9 protein-coding genes are annotated in these 14,783 nt (G+C 67.3%); 6 read left to right on the top strand and 3 right to left on the bottom strand.

Features of this window, described 5'->3' with window-relative positions; all coding sequences use genetic code 11:
- The first annotated feature begins 27 nt into the window (after positions 1 to 27).
- The 3 genes from FHS02_RS19305 to FHS02_RS19295 all read left to right on the top strand — a co-directional run bounded on the left by FHS02_RS19305 (position 28) and on the right by FHS02_RS19295 (position 5,452).
- The gene (locus FHS02_RS19305; protein WP_137315953.1) at positions 28 to 1,470 is read left to right on the top strand and encodes a hypothetical protein; all 1,443 of its coding nucleotides are present in this window, start codon (positions 28 to 30) and stop codon (positions 1,468 to 1,470) included.
- A 168-nt stretch (positions 1,471 to 1,638) separates the two neighbouring features.
- The gene (locus FHS02_RS19300; protein WP_229422331.1) at positions 1,639 to 3,960 is read left to right on the top strand and encodes a putative bifunctional diguanylate cyclase/phosphodiesterase; all 2,322 of its coding nucleotides are present in this window, start codon (positions 1,639 to 1,641) and stop codon (positions 3,958 to 3,960) included.
- A 334-nt stretch (positions 3,961 to 4,294) separates the two neighbouring features.
- Complete coding sequence (locus FHS02_RS19295) at positions 4,295 to 5,452, top strand: acyltransferase family protein (protein ID WP_137315952.1); 1,158 nt, start codon at positions 4,295 to 4,297, stop codon at positions 5,450 to 5,452.
- Positions 5,453 to 5,486: 34 nt separating this feature from the next.
- On the opposite strand, the gene FHS02_RS19290 is transcribed toward FHS02_RS19295, so the two are convergent.
- Entirely contained in the window at positions 5,487 to 5,765 is a 279-nt protein-coding gene (locus tag FHS02_RS19290; protein WP_137315951.1) for a hypothetical protein, read from the bottom strand.
- 388 nt (positions 5,766 to 6,153) lie between these two features.
- On the opposite strand from FHS02_RS19290, the gene FHS02_RS19285 reads away from it, so the two are divergent.
- Together FHS02_RS19285 and cphA are read left to right on the top strand one after the other, a co-directional pair.
- Positions 6,154 to 7,044, top strand: coding sequence for a cyanophycinase (locus FHS02_RS19285; RefSeq protein WP_137315950.1), 891 nt, complete (start codon positions 6,154 to 6,156; stop codon positions 7,042 to 7,044).
- Positions 7,041 to 9,671, top strand: a complete 2,631-nt coding sequence (gene cphA / locus FHS02_RS19280) for a cyanophycin synthetase (RefSeq protein WP_137315949.1) — start codon at positions 7,041 to 7,043, stop codon at positions 9,669 to 9,671. The genes FHS02_RS19285 and cphA overlap by 4 nt, the downstream gene beginning before the upstream one ends.
- Positions 9,672 to 9,799: 128 nt before the next feature.
- Here the strand turns inward: cphA and FHS02_RS19275 are convergent, their stop codons facing one another.
- The gene (locus FHS02_RS19275; RefSeq protein WP_137315948.1) at positions 9,800 to 11,083 is read right to left on the bottom strand and encodes a hypothetical protein; all 1,284 of its coding nucleotides are present in this window, start codon (positions 11,081 to 11,083) and stop codon (positions 9,800 to 9,802) included.
- Positions 11,080 to 12,249 carry a mechanosensitive ion channel family protein gene (locus FHS02_RS19270; RefSeq protein ID WP_137315947.1) on the bottom strand — a complete coding sequence of 390 codons (1,170 nt, stop codon included), beginning with the start codon at positions 12,247 to 12,249 and terminating at the stop codon, positions 11,080 to 11,082. Before FHS02_RS19270 ends, FHS02_RS19275 begins: the two co-directional genes overlap by 4 nt.
- 186 nt (positions 12,250 to 12,435) lie before the next feature.
- On the opposite strand from FHS02_RS19270, the gene FHS02_RS19265 reads away from it, so the two are divergent.
- Positions 12,436 to 14,688: a sugar nucleotide-binding protein gene (locus tag FHS02_RS19265; protein ID WP_229422330.1), complete on the top strand. Its 2,253-nt coding sequence runs from the start codon at positions 12,436 to 12,438 to the stop codon at positions 14,686 to 14,688.
- The last annotated feature ends 95 nt before the right edge of the window (positions 14,689 to 14,783 follow it).

Here is a 14,783-nt window from a genome sequence, read left to right as displayed (position 1 = left end):
GTCACACGGGCATCGCACGAATCCCGCTTGCGCACGGCCTTCCGGTCCTGCGTGGCCGCCACCGTGTCCGCGGCCTTGCTGGCCGGCTGTTCCGGGCCGCTGGTGCGCAGCGCGATCACGTCCAACATCGTGCAGGAAGATGCGCACAATGCCTACCTGGTACTGAACATCGCCCGCGCGCACGAGCGCATGCCGATGCATTTCACGCAGGTGAACGCGGTGCGCGCCTCGCCCGGTGGCGGCGGTCTCGGCACGCCGATCGTCGGGCTCGACATCCCGTTCGGCGGCGCGGCGGCGCCCTACTACGCCCTGCGGCCCACGCTCGAATCGGCATCGGCGGTGGATACCGTCAGTCTCGTTTCCCAGGAATTCATGAACGGCCTGACGACGCCGGTCGATGCCAGGCTGATGACCTATTTCGCCAGCCAGGGCTGGCCGCTGCCGATTCTGCTGTACATGTTCGTGGGCGCGGTGGAAACCTACGACAGCCACGGCAACCTGCTGCACAACCTGGTCAACAGCCCGCGCAACGAAACCTTCCCGGCATTCGGCGCGCTGGTCGACGTGGTTGCCGGCTGCCGGCTGGTACTGTCCGAATCCACGTCGCACGAGTTTTTCGGCGAGCCGTTCCCGGCTGAAAGACTGGCGGATGTCGGTGTCATCACCACGGCGAAAAACGCCGGGCTGGTGCCGGTGGAAGTGGACGCCGAAGGCCGGCAGCTGGCCGCGGAACCCGGCACGCGCAAGGCCGGCGCGCCACGCTACTACCGCCTCGCGCAGGTGACCAGGGAAGCGGGCGTCAAGCTCGATTCCTATGGCTCGGGCAAGTCCGGCATTGCCGGCGCGGCCGATTGCGCCATCGACGGCAATGCCGTGCAGGCAGCCGTGGCCGACGCTCCTGCCGACGCTCCTGCCGCGCTTTCCGCTGATTCCGGCACCGCCAGCGCAGCCGGCCCGGCCGAACCGCCGGTGGCCGATACGCTGAAGCAGATCGGCAAGGCGCTTTCCACCCTGTCGATCTCGGTAGGTGGCCCGGGCGACAAGCGCCGTCCGCAAGACAAGCCCGCCGATCCAAAGACGCCCGCACCGCGCGCCGCGGCAGGGCCGGACATCGCCGAAGCCAGGCTCGTGCTGCGCTCCACGCAATCGATGATGTACTACCTGGGTGAACTCAGCCGCTACCAGAACGCGACGGACGCGACCCGCATCGAGCCCGTGGCGATGCGCATCGGCCGGCACCGCCAGGCCTACCTGTTCCGCATGCAATGCTGCCAGCCGGCGCCCGGCGCCGCGGTCGCCGTGAACTACCGCGACAAGCACTTCAGCGTGCCGCCCTATGCGGAGTCGGCCGGCACCGGGCGCGAAGACCGCAGCGTGCAGACGCTGGCCCTGCTGTCGCTGGTCTACACCTTGCAAAACCGTTCCGCCGCGCCACCGGCGGTCAGCAATGTGCGCGTGCTGAATCGCTGATGCCGGAGCGGGCTTGCTGCTCCCGGAACTGTTTCCATCGTTGCCATGTTTGTGAGCAAGTCGCAACATGTTGCCACTTAGTTGCGGCACGGCCGTGCTTAAAGGATGACTTACCCCGTCCTGCCGCGTTATCCTATTTCCCATAGGAAACTTCATCCCGGCAGCATCGTGGCATTCAACGACATTGCGCACTGGCGCATCAAGATCTTTACCCTGCTGCTTTCGATCCTCGCGGTGCTCGGCGTGATCATGGCGCTGCCGAGCATCGCGGTCACGGCATACCACGGCCGCTGGATGGTCACGCTCGTCGATACCGTCGCGCTGGCGTGGCTGCTGGCGCTGTGGCGCGCGCACGGCCTGCCGTACCGCGTGCGGGTGTTCAACTTCCTGGCGATCCTGTATTTCGTCGGCGTGGCGATGATGCTGACCATCGGGCCGATCAGCCAGGTCTACCTGCTGGCGCCGCCGATCCTGGCCGCGGTGCTGCTCGGCACCTGGCCTGCCCTGGCCGCGCTGGCGCTGTCCGGCGCCACGATCGGCACGCTGGCGCTGACCGGCCATGCGCGCCTTTACGTGTCGGACCTGCCGGACCAGTCGCCGGTAGCCACGCTGGTCATCGTGCTGAACTACGTGGGCATCGGCCTGCTGCTGACGCTGACCAGCAGTGCGCTGCTGCAACGCCTGTCGCGTTCGATGGACGACCTGCGCTCCTTCAACGGTTCCCTGGAGGATGGCCGCAACAAGCTGCAGGCCGTGAATGCGGAACTGCGGCTGACGTCCGCCGCCGTGGCCAGCCTGAACGAAATGGTGATCATCGCGCAGGCGGTGCCGGAGCCCGGCGCCGAGCAGCCGATCGTGTTCGTCAACGATGCGCTGCTGCGCAGGACCGGTTACACGCGCGCCGAGATGCTGGGACAAAGTACACGCATGCTGCATGGGCCGGATACCGCCCGCGCCGAAGTCGCGCGGGTGGTGCAGGCGATGAAACGCGGCACACCGGTCACCGCGGAAATGCTGAACTACACGCGCAGCGGCGAGCCGTACTGGGTCGAGATGGAACTGACCCCGTTCGCCGGCGAGGATGGCATCAACACGCACTGGGTGCTGGTCGGGCGCGACGTCACCGAGCGCCGCAAGGCTGCCGAGGCAATCCACCAGCTGGCGTTCTACGACGTGCTGACCGGCCTGCCGAACCGCCGCCTGCTGATGGACCGCCTGCAGGCCTTGCTGGACGCCGGCCCCGCGGCGCCGCATGCGGCCGTGATGTTCATCGATCTCGATCACTTCAAGAACATCAACGATGCGCGCGGCCACGCCACCGGCGACCTGCTGCTGCGTGCCGCCGCGCAGCGGCTGTCGCAACTGGCCGGCCCCGCCGACACGGTGGCGCGGCTGGGCGGCGACGAATTCGTGATGCTGCTGGCCGGGCTGGCCGGCGACGATGCCGCCGGCGGCGCGCTGGCGGTGGCGGCGCGCATCCGCGCGGCCCTGGCGCAGCCGTTCGACATCGGCGGGCAGTCGTACCAGTCGAGCGCCAGCATCGGCGTCACGCTGCTGCCACGCGCGGACCAGAGCGTGGACGACCTGCTGCGCGAGGCGGACATCGCGATGTACCGTGCCAAGGCCGGCGGCCGCGACGGCGTAGCGCTGTTCGAGGACACGATGCGCGCCGAAGTGGAACGCCGGCTGGCGATCGAGCGCGACCTCGGCCAGGCGCTGGCCAACGGCGAACTGCAGATGCACGTGCAGTTGCAGGTAGACCGCGACGAGCGGCCGGTCGGCGCCGAACTGCTGATGCGGTGGCGCCGCGCGGACGGCACGTCGGTGCCGCCGGACGTGTTCATTCCCGCCGCCGAAGCCAGCGGCCTGATCGTCGAGCTGGGCTACTGGGCGCTGCAGCAGGCCTGCCTGGCCTGGCTGCGCCTGTCCGCCGCCGGGCATGCGCTGCCGCTGTCGGTGAACGTGAGCCCGTCGCAGTTCCGCGAACCGGATTTCGTCGCGCAGGTGCGCGCGATCCTGCACGAGACGGGCGCACCGGCGGGGCAACTGATCTTCGAAGTCACCGAAGGACTGCTGATCGAAAACCTGGACGACACGATCGCCCGCATGCACGAACTGGCGCGGCTGGGCATCCGCTTCTCGATCGACGACTTCGGCACCGGCTATTCGAACCTGGCCTACCTGCGGCGCATGCCGCTGTACGAGCTGAAGATCGACCGCAGCTTCATCCACGACACCCCGGGCGATGCCAACGGCACGGCGATCGTCCAGTCGATCCTGGCGATGGCGGGGCACCTGGGCTTGCGCGTGGTGGCCGAGGGCGTGGAAACGCAGGACCAGGCGGCATTCCTGGCCGCGCACGGCGGCCCCGGCATGCAGGGCTACCTGTTCGCGCGGCCGATGCCGCTGGCGGACATGCTGGCGCTGCTGGAACGCACGCCACGGGGCACCGCATCCGCGGCTGAATCCCCGGTCGGGACTGCCGCCTGATCTGTCCGGCGCTGTGGCAGCGTTGCCGGTTTTGCGGCGCGGCGTGATGGCCCGCGCCACGATCCCGCTGCTGGCCGCGGCCGCACTGGCGTAGCGCGCCTGGCAAGCCCTCCCGGCGTACCGGCAGCCTGCCGCTCCAGCACCGCTTCACCGCAAGCAGTGCACGGGCCGGCGCTTTGCCCTGGACCGCCGCGCGGCTATCTTCCAGAATCGGGCTGCGGCTGGCTGGCCATTCCTGTATTGCCGGACTTCGGCCACCAACATGCCGCCGCCCTCCGTACCGGCATACCCTTCCCGATAGAAGCGCCTGAACAATTCGAAGAAAATTCGCAAGATGCGTACCGATACGAAACACGTCCGCCTCGCCGGCCTGGATACACTGCGCATGCTCGCCATCGTGCTGGTCCTGATGTCCCACTACAATGGCTTCGTCAGCCAGGCGCCGACTTTCGGTGTCCCCGGCAACATCGGCTGGGCCGGTGTCGACCTGTTCTTCGTGCTGAGCGGCTACCTGATCGGCAACCAGCTGCTGGCGCCCGCCGCGCGCGGCGAGAGCCTGGACCTCGGGACGTTCTTCGCGCGCCGCCTGCTGCGTACACTGCCCAACTACTATGCCGTGCTGGCCGTCTACCTGCTGCTGCCGGACAGCCCGATCGCCGGCAAGAGCATGGCGCCGGCCTGGCGTTTTTTAACTTTCACCCAGAACTTCGGCCTGAACTACGGCGAGACCTTCACCCACTCCTGGTCGCTGTGCATCGAGGAACAGTTCTACCTGGTGCTGCCGCTGGCGGTGCTGGCACTGGTCGGCAGCCGGCGCTCGCCGCGACTGCTCTGGTGCGCCCTGTTCGCCGCCATCGGCGCCGGCATGACGGCGCGCGGCGCAGCGTTCATGGACGGCAAGGATGTCTTTGCCGCGCCGGTGTATTACTCGAGCCTGTGCCGCTTCGATGAATTGCTCCCGGGTGTGGCGATCGCGATGCTGAAGAACTTCCATCCCGGGGCGTTCGCGCGCGTTCTGCGCTACGGAAACACGCTGCTGGCGGCGGGCCTTGCGATGGCAGCGGCTGTCCTTTACGGCGTGATGAACGAGGCGCCAAGCGCCTTCGCGGCATCCGCCTTCGGATTCTCCCTGGTCGCTTGCAGTTTCGCGCTGCTGACCTGCTCGGCGCTCAGCCCGGGCTCGCTGCTGAATCGCCTGCGTATTCCCGGTGCGGCCAGTCTCGCGCTGTGGTCGTACGCGGTCTACCTGGTGCATAAACCTGTGTTCATGGCACTTCGTCCAGCGCTGGAGCGCCACGCCATCGATCCCGGCGCGCCGTCGACCATTGCCGCCGTCATGGCTGCCGGCATCCTGGGCGGCTGGCTACTGTACCGGCTGGTGGAGACGCCGTTCATGCAGCTGCGGGAGCGTTGGTATCCGGGTGTCGCATCGACCACGGGCCACACGGCCGCTTCCAGCGCTACGGGGAATGCGATCGGCCGCCGCGCATAGGGACGCTCGTAATCAGCCGCGCATCAGCCGCGCATCAGCCGGTCCGCCCGCGCGCGTTGCCGCCCTTGAAATCGCGCAGCTGGACCGAGCCGCCCGACACCATTTCCTTTTCGAAATCGGTCAGCTCATCGTCGCTGATGAACAGAACCTGCCGCGCCTCGTCGGCAGTGAAGTCGAAACCGCTGCGGCTGCCCAGTTCCGCCAGGCCGGCATAGTCGATCACCCCGCCGCTGAAATAGGGGACCACCTCGGCTTGCAGGGTGCTCATGCGGTTGATGTGCTGACGGAAATTTCGAGCGGCAATGATGGACATGCTGATACCCCAGATTAGATGTTATCTTATTGTAACTTATATGAACAACCTGCAACTATTTTAGTGCGGACGGCCGTTCGATATCAATCGATTCTCATGCCGCGGTCGAGGCCGCCATTTTAGCGGTGCTGGCCATTATCAAGCGTTTTCCCTTGCCAATTAACAATAAGTCATCTATGTAACTTCTTCGTCATCCAAATCTTACAAATGCACGAGTTGAACGCCACTTCTCCGCAGCCCCTCCCGCCTCTGATACTTCCACCACTATTTGCACCATTATTCAGCGCGAACGCACCGGTGAAGCGCAAATGCACCGGCGAAGCGCAGCGCGCCGACCGGCGCACCGCGACAGTGCAGCTGGCACAACCGGCATATCGAGGACAACGCCATGACTACTTCCGCCACCCAGGACGGCTGCCTGCTGATTATCGGCGGCGACGAACAGCGCAACTGCCGCGAGCGGATCCTCGCGCGTTTCGTCGAACTTGCCGGGGGCCCCGCGCGCAACTTCGTGCTGCTCACCAGCGCCAGCGAGGAGCCGGAGGAGATGGCCCGCCCCTACCGGGAAGCGCTGGCGCGGCTGGGCGTGACCCGATGCGACCTGGTCCACACGGCGGGACGCGAGGAGGCGAACGATCCCGCCGTCGCCGCGCGCATCGCCCATGCGGACGGCATCCTGATTACCGGCGGGGACCAGAAGCGCCTGATGGCCACCATCGGCGGCACGGCGCTGGACCAGGCGCTGCACGAGGCGCTGAAGCGCCGCTGCGCCTGCCTGGCCGGCACCAGCGCGGGCGCATCGGCGATGGCTGGCCACATGCTGGCTTCGGGCGCCGCCGAATACGCACCGGCGAAAGGTGCCGCCACGCTGGGTGCGGGACTGGGCTTCGTGCAGCACATCGTGATCGACCAGCACTTTTCGCAACGCCACCGTATCAACCGGCTGCTCAGCCTGATCGCACAGAATCCTTACCTGTACGGCCTGGGCATCGACGAGGACACGGCGCTCGTCGTCGAACGGGGCGTCGGCATCGAGGTGATCGGCGACGGCGGCGTCACCTTCGTCGACGGCCGCACGATGATCACGAACGCCGCCGACATCGGCGAGGGCGAGCCCGCCGAACTGATCGGCGTGCAATTGCACGTATTGCCGGCGGGCTCCGGCTACCTGCTGCCCGGCGAGGGTACCTCGGCACGGCTGCATCGCGTGACGCGCGAAGCACCGGCGCCACTACATGAATTCATCCGCAATCTGACCAAGAGGAACCCGTTGACATGAACATCATTGAGCAAAGGCTGCTGCGTGGCCGCAACCTGTATTCGCACCACCCATGCCTGTTGACGGTGGTCGATACCGGCGAACTGAAAGATGCCCGTACCGATGCGCTGCCGGGTTTCAACGACCGGCTGCTGGAACTGCTGCCGTCGCTGTACGACCATCGCTGCTCGGTCGGCAAGTACGCCGGCTTCGTGCAGACGCTGCGTTCGGGTACCAACCTGGCCCACGTGGTGGAACACGTGACCCTGGCCCTGCAATGCCTCGCCGGCACCACCGTCAATACGGGCCGCACGCACGAAGCCGGCGACGGCCGCTACCGCGTGGTGTGCGCCTACGAACTGGAGCAGGTGGTGAGCGAAGCGTTCGATGCCGCCGTGGCGCTGGTCACGGCGCTGGCGCGCGGCGAGACATTCGCGCTGGCCGATACCGTGGCCGCGCTGCGCGAAACGGCGGAAGATCATGCGATCGGCACCAGCACCGGCGCCATCGTCGGCGCGGCGAAGGCGCGCGGCATCCCGGTGCTGCGGCTGACGGAAACCGCGAACCTGTTCCTGCTGGGATGGGGCGCGCGCCAAAAACGGCTGCAGGCCACGATCACGGCCGATACCGGCCACATCGCGGTCGGCATCGCCAGCGACAAGCAACTCACCAAGACCCTGCTGCGGGACGCCGGCGTGCCGGTGCCGGAAGGCGTGACGGTGCGCACGCTGGAACAGGCGCAGCGCGCGGCGCGCCGCCTGGACTGCACCGTGACCGTGAAGCCGCTCGACGGCAACCATGGCCGCGGCGTGACCACCCGCTGCAATACCCCCGATGAAGTGGCGCTGGCGTTCGAGCGTGCGCGCCAGCACGGCCGCACCATCATCGTCGAGCGCTTCGTGACGGGGCAGGACTACCGCGTGCTGGTGGCCGACGGCCGCGTGGCCGCCGCCGCGCTGCGCCGCCCGCCCGCGGTCACGGGCGACGGCGTGTCGACCGTGCGCCAGCTGGTCGAGCTGGAAAACCTGAACCCGGCGCGCGGCGAAGGCCATGCCAACATCCTGACGAAGATCCCGCTCGACGGCCACGCCGACACGGTGCTGGCCGAACAGGGCTTCACCGCCGACAGCGTGCCGGCCGCCGGTATCCGCGTGCAATTGCGCGGCAACGCCAACCTGTCCACCGGCGGCACCGCCGAGGACGTCACCGACCTGCTGCCGCCGCAAACGCGGGCGCTGTGCGTGCGCGCCGCGCAGAAGATCGGCCTCGACGTGGCGGGGCTCGACATCGTCTGCGCCGACATCGCCCGGCCGCTGGAAGAACAGGGCGGCGCCATCATCGAAGTCAATGCCGCGCCGGGCATCCGCATGCACCAGTACCCCAGCGCCGGCACGCCACGCAACGCCGGCGAAGCGATCGTGGACGGCATGTTCGGCGACGGCGACGGCCGCATCCCCGTGATCGCGGTCACCGGTACCAACGGCAAGACCACCACCACGCTGATGCTGGAACACAGCATCCGGCAGGCCGGTCACCGCACCGGCTGCACCACGACCGAGGGCGTGTTCATCGACGGCACCTGCATCCGCAAGGGCGACTGTGCCGGCTACTGGTCGGCGCGCAGTGTGCTGACCGCCCCGGATGTGGACTTTGCCGTGCTGGAAACGGCGCGCGGCGGCATCCTGAAGCGCGGCCTGGCATTCGATCGCTGCGACGTCGCCGTGGTCCTGAACGTCTCCCAGGACCATCTCGGCATGGACGGCGTGAACACGCTGGAGGACCTGGCGCGCGTAAAGGCCGTGGTGGCGAAAGCCGCCTCGCGCGCCGTGGTGCTGAACGCCCAGGACGCCAGCTGCGTGGCGATGGCCGACGCACTGGAAAAGCGCGTGGAACGGCTGTACTTCAGCTGCGATCCGGACAACCCGGTGCTGCTGCGCCACCTGGAAAGCGGCGGCCGCGCGGCCTACCTGCAGGATGGCGCGCTGATCCTGGCGGACGGCACGCGCCGCCACCGCATCCTGTGGGCCGAAGAGATGCCGTCCGCGCTGGACGGCTGCGCGCGCCACAACATCGCCAATGCGCTGGCGGCCGGCGCCGCGATGCTGGCGGCGGGCCTGCAGATCGCGCAGATCGCCGATGGGCTGGCATCGTTCGTGTCCGACAACGTGCGCAATCCGCTGCGCGGCAACGTGTACGACGTGCGCGGCGTGAAGGTGGTAGTCGATTACGCGCATAACCCGGCCGCGTATGCGGCGCTGGGAGACACCGCGCGCGGCATGAGCGCACGCCGTACCGTGGCCGTGGTCACCGCGCCGGGCGACCGCCGCGACGAGGACCTGGAGCGGATCGGCGAGACCTGCGGCGAGGCCTTCGACGAGGTGATCGTCTACGAGTCGCCGGACGAGCACCGCGGCCGCCGGCCGGGCGAACGGGCGGCGCTGATGGCGGCCGGGGCGATCCGGGCTTCCACCCGCGTGCACCTGGAGCTCGCATCCGGCGCCGCGCTGCGCCTCGCCCTCACCCGCTGCCAGCCGGGCGACGTGATGCTGTTCGCCACCGGCACCTCGGTGGCCGAGCTGGTCGAGGCCCTGCGGGACTTCGATCCGGCCAGCGCCGAGAGCATCGCACTGGCGGCCGCCGGCGGCTGAAAAAGTTGCCCGGAAAATGGGGCGGTTCGGTGCTCGGCGCACCCCATTTCTCGGAAAAATGTTGCCCGAAAAATGGGGTACGTCCCCATTTTTCGGGCAACTTTCGCCACTATATTCAAGGCAACTTTTTACCGCAAATCGCTGGCCAGCCGGGGCGTCGACAGCAAGGTCTTGAACGCCGCCCACCGCTGCGCGCGCGCCTGCTGCGGGTCGGTGGCCGTTACCTGCTTCTCGACCCATGCCTTGACGAGGTCCTTGCCGAGGTTGTAGTTGATCACGTAGCCGCGCAGCGCGTCGTAGAACTGCACGCGCTGGCCGGCCTTTTCCGGCGGGTACAGCGCCACGTTGACCAGCCACTCGATCGCCTGCTCGCGCGTGAAGCGCCCTTCCAGGTAATGCATGGCATTGTCGTTGTCCGCGTAGGACAGCTGCGCCAGCAGCTTTTGCAGCGCCGCATACTGGCCGGCCAGGCTGGGGTCCAGGCCGGCCAGCGGATACAGCACGTCGCGCTCGAAGGCGAGGCGCTCTTCGTCGGGGAATGCCATCTCGATGCCGTAGTTCGCACTGCCCTCGGCGATCAGCGACATCGGCGAATACAGCGGGTAGACGCTGAACTCGACCCAGTTGCGCTCCTTCACCAGGTGCTGCTCCAGCAGCGCGTTATAGACGTGGTGGCCCGGATAGCCCTCGTGGCAGCCGAGGTCCACTGCACGCTCGATATAGATCGGGAACTCGGTGTTTATCTGGATCAGGCTGTGCGCATCGCCCTTGTACCAGTTGTAGCCGGACCACGGCTTGCCGGTCACGAATTCCAGCACGAAGCTTTCTTTCTTCGGCAGCGCCAGGTGCGGCGCGGTGCGTTCGCGGCAGGCGGCGATCGCCGCGTCGAACACGGGTTTCAGGCGCTCCTTCGGGATGGCGAAGCGGGCGCGGAACGCCTGCACGCGCTGCGGCAGCGGGCCCTGGCCCGGCACCAGCGCATCGATCTTCTTCAGCAGCGCCTCGTAGTACGCGCGGTCGTGGTGCGGCGTGACGGCGTCGTACAGCAGCGCGGTCTCCTCGTCGAAGCCGAATTTCTTACCGTCCAGCATATCGACACGCGCACGCAATGCCTTCAACTGCTTGTTCAGGAACGCCAGGCGCAGCGCCTCGTCGGGATTGGCGGCCCGCTTGCCGGCCAGGTCGCCCATCGCCGCCTGCGCGTCCTTGCGGATCGCGGCGAGGCTGCGCTTGTCCTTCTCCGCCTGGGCCTGCAGGGCCGGCGGGCCATAATACGCATCGACGTAACTCGCGTCGTGCTGGCCCACCGCCAGTACCAGCTTGCGATAACGCTCGGCCACGTCCTGCACCGAGGCCGCCAGCGCGCCGCCGGCAACCATCATTGCGAGTCCCCCCGCCACCAGTTTCTTCAAGCCCTTGCCCCTTTGTCGAGGCGCGTGTCCGGGCCCTTGTCGATGCCCCTGTTCGCGCCGTTGTCCGCAATGTTGTCGGAAACGGGCCAGTTTAGGGGAGACGACTGGCCGCTGTAAACCTCCGCGGGCCGCAGGTTGAGCTGGGTGGGGAACGCGATGTCGATGCCGCGCTCCGCCAGTCCCCTGACCACGCCGAGCAGCACGGCCTGGTTGGTATCCATGAACACGAAATAATCGGGCGTCTTGATCCAGTAGACGACTTCGTACTCGATCGCCCATTCGCCCAGGTTGCGCAGGTGGGCCCGCTCGAACGATGCGGTTTCTTCCTGCGTCTCGATGATTTCCTTCACCATGGCCGGGATGGCGGCCAGCTGGTCCGGCGTGGTGCCGTAGCGCACGCGGATCATGAACGCGGCGCGGCGCGTGAACATGCGGGTCTGGTTGGCGATGCGCGACTTGAGCATGTCGCCGTTGGCGAAGATGACCTGGTCGCCGCCCAGCCCGCGCAGCCGCGTCGTCTTCAGGCCGATGTATTCGACGGTGCCGAGGTATTCGCCGACGATGATGAAGTCGCCCACGACGAACGGCTTGTCCAGCACGATCGACAACGAGGCGAGCAGGTCGCCCAGGATGTTCTGCACCGCGAGCGCCACGGCGATGCCGCCGATGCCCAGGCTGGCCACCAGGGTCGTGATGTTGAAGCCCAGGTTATCCAGGATCATCAGCATGAACACGACCCATACGAACAGGCGCAGGATGAAGTCGATGATCGCCGTCGATGCCACGCCGGCGGTGCTGTCGGTGCCGCCGATGGCGGCCTGCCGGTAGCGGCGCCGCCAGACGCGCACGCCGGTATCGGCCCATACCGCCGCCTGGATCAGCATCGTCGTGACGGCCACGCGCCACAGCGACACTTCATATTTTTTCGAGAACTCCAGCATCAGCGAGCCGAGGTACAGCGCCAGGATCACGATGGACAGGCTGTAGGTATTGCGCAGCATGCGCAGCAGCCAGTCGTCCACCCGCGTCGCGGAGCGTTCGGCGACCAGGGCCAGCCGATGGATGAGGAAGGTCCGCACCACCAGCATCAGCACCGCCGCGGCGAACGCCACGGCCAGCGCGGTGGCCCATTCCTGGATCGGATTGCCCAACAAGACGTAACGCATGCACTCTCCCACTTTCCTTTACGCTCGCGAGAGTGTACCGAAGCACCGTGTGCCACCGCGCACACGATACGCCGCCGCCGGCCGGGCATTGGCCTCATAAACCCTTAGATGACGCCCGGCAATACGGCGACAGCGTTTTGATTTTTTCGCCATACTTTTCGCTCGTTCGACTAGCTCACCGACTATATGAAAAAAGATGACGCAATCCACACCCGGGCGATCGAGCTCTGGGGCGGACTGGAAGGCACGGTCAACCGCGTGCGCGATCAATATTTCAGCCAGATGGATCAGAATGGGCATGGCCAGCGAATAAGCGATCTGGACCGCTTTGCGGCACTGGGCATCACCGCCATCCGCTACCCCGTGCTATGGGAGCTGACCGCTCCCGACGGCGTCGAGCAGGCCGACTGGACATGGGCCGACGAGCGCCTGCCGGCGCTGCGCGACCTGGGCGTGAACCCCATCGTGGGGCTCGTGCACCACGGCAGCGGCCCCCGCCACACCAGTCTCGTCGATCCCGAATTCGGTCCCAAGCTGGCCGAATTCGCCGGTGCCGTTGCGCGCCGCTTCCCCTGGGTCGAGTACTACACCCCCGTCAACGAACCCTGCACCACCGCGCGCTTTGCCGGCCTGTACGGCGTGTGGTATCCGCACGGCCGCGACGACCTGACGTTCCTGCAGGCGCTGATCAACCAGTGCAAGGGCGTGGTGCTGTCGATGCGGGCGATCCGCGAGGTCAACCCGAACGCCAAGCTGGTGCAGACGGACGACCTGGGCAAGACCTACAGCACGCCCGAGATGGCCGAATGGGCCGACTTCTACAACGAGCGGCGCTGGCTGGCGTGGGACCTGCTGTGCGGCATGGTCGACGAGGACCACGCGCTGTGGAAATACTTCCTGAAGAGCGGCATCAGCGCCGAGGAGGTACTGTGGTTCCGCGACAATCCCTGCCCGCCGGACGTGATGGGCCTGAACTACTACATCACCAGCGAGCGCTGGCTCGATCACCGCGGCGACCGCTACCCGGCCCAGTACGTGGGCCCGCACGGTTTCGCGGACATTGAAACGGCCCGCGCGCTGGCCACGCCCACACCGGGCATCGGCCCGCTGCTGGAAGAAACCTGGGAGCGCTATGGCCTGCCGATGGCGGTGACCGAGGCGCATATCGATGCCAACCGCGAAGACCAGCTGCGCTGGCTGTACGAGGTGTGGAATGCCGCGCACGACGTGCGCCGCAAGGGTGCGGACATGCGCGCCGTCACCGTGTGGTCGCTGCTCGGTTCGTACGACTGGAATTGCCTGGTCACCGAATGCCGCGGCTACTACGAGAACGGCGCCTACGACCTGCGTTCGCCCGAGCCGCGCCCCACCGCGCTGGCCCGCCTGATGCGGGAACTGTCGAGCGGGCGCGCACCATCGTCGCCAGTGCTGCAGGGCCTGGGCTGGTGGCGCCGGCCGGGCCGTTTCCTGTGCCCGCCGGTGGCCACCAGCGCCACCGTGGCGGCCCTGCCGGCCGAACGCAACCTGGCGCACCGCCCGGTGCAGCCGATCCTGATCAGCGGCGCCACCGGCACGCTGGGCAGCGCGTTCGCCCGCATCTGCGAGGAACGCAACCTGGCGTTCAAGGTGCTGACGCGGCAGGAGATGGACATCGCCGATCCCGCCTCGGTGGAAGCGGCGATCCGCAAGCACCGGCCGTGGGCGATCATCAACGCCGGCGGCTACGTGCGGGTCCACGATGCCGAACAGGAATCGGACCGCTGCCTGCGCGAGAATGCGCACGGCCCGGTGGTGCTGGCCAACGCCTGCGCACGCCACGAGATCCGGCTGCTGAGTTTTTCCAGCGACCTGGTGTTCGACGGCTCGAAAGGCGCCGCCTACGTGGAAAGCGACCCCGTCGCGCCGCTGAACGTGTATGGCCAGAGCAAGGCCGAAGCGGAGCGCCGCGTGCTGGCGGTGAATCCGGACGTGCTGATGGTGCGCACCAGCGCCTTCTTCGGCCCGTGGGACCGCCACAACTTCGTCACGCTGGCGCTGCAGGCCCTGCAGGAAGGCCGTGCCTTCACGGCCGCCAGCGACCTGGTGGTATCGCCGACCTATGTGCCGGACCTGGTGCAGACCTGCCTGGACCTGCTGATCGACAACGAGCACGGCATCTGGCACCTGTCGAACGGCGAAGCGGTATCGTGGGCCGAGCTGGCACGCCGCGTCTGCACGCTGGCGGGGCTGGACGAAGCGCTGGTCGACGCGCAGCCGGCCACCGCGCTGGAAGGCCAGGCGCCGCAGCCGCGCTACTCGGCGCTGGGCAGCGAACGGGGCAAACTGATGCCCACGCTGGACGACGCGTTGCAGCGCTACCTGAAGGCGGTGGAGGAAGTGCGGCGCCAGGGCGACACGCATGTGGGCGCGGCACAGGCCGCGCATTACGGCAGCAGCTGAACGTTGCATTTGAGCGTTGCATTTGAGCGTTGCAGCTGAGCAGTGAATGAAGTCTCGCGGCCCCATGATCGGGGCCGCGGTTTTTTTATCGTCTC

Origin of the sequence: Pseudoduganella umbonata, from assembly GCF_014192225.1 — a bacterium.
GTDB classification, from domain to species: Bacteria; Pseudomonadota; Gammaproteobacteria; order Burkholderiales; family Burkholderiaceae_D; genus Rugamonas; species Rugamonas umbonata.
This window is presented reverse-complemented; position numbering and strand designations above follow the sequence as displayed.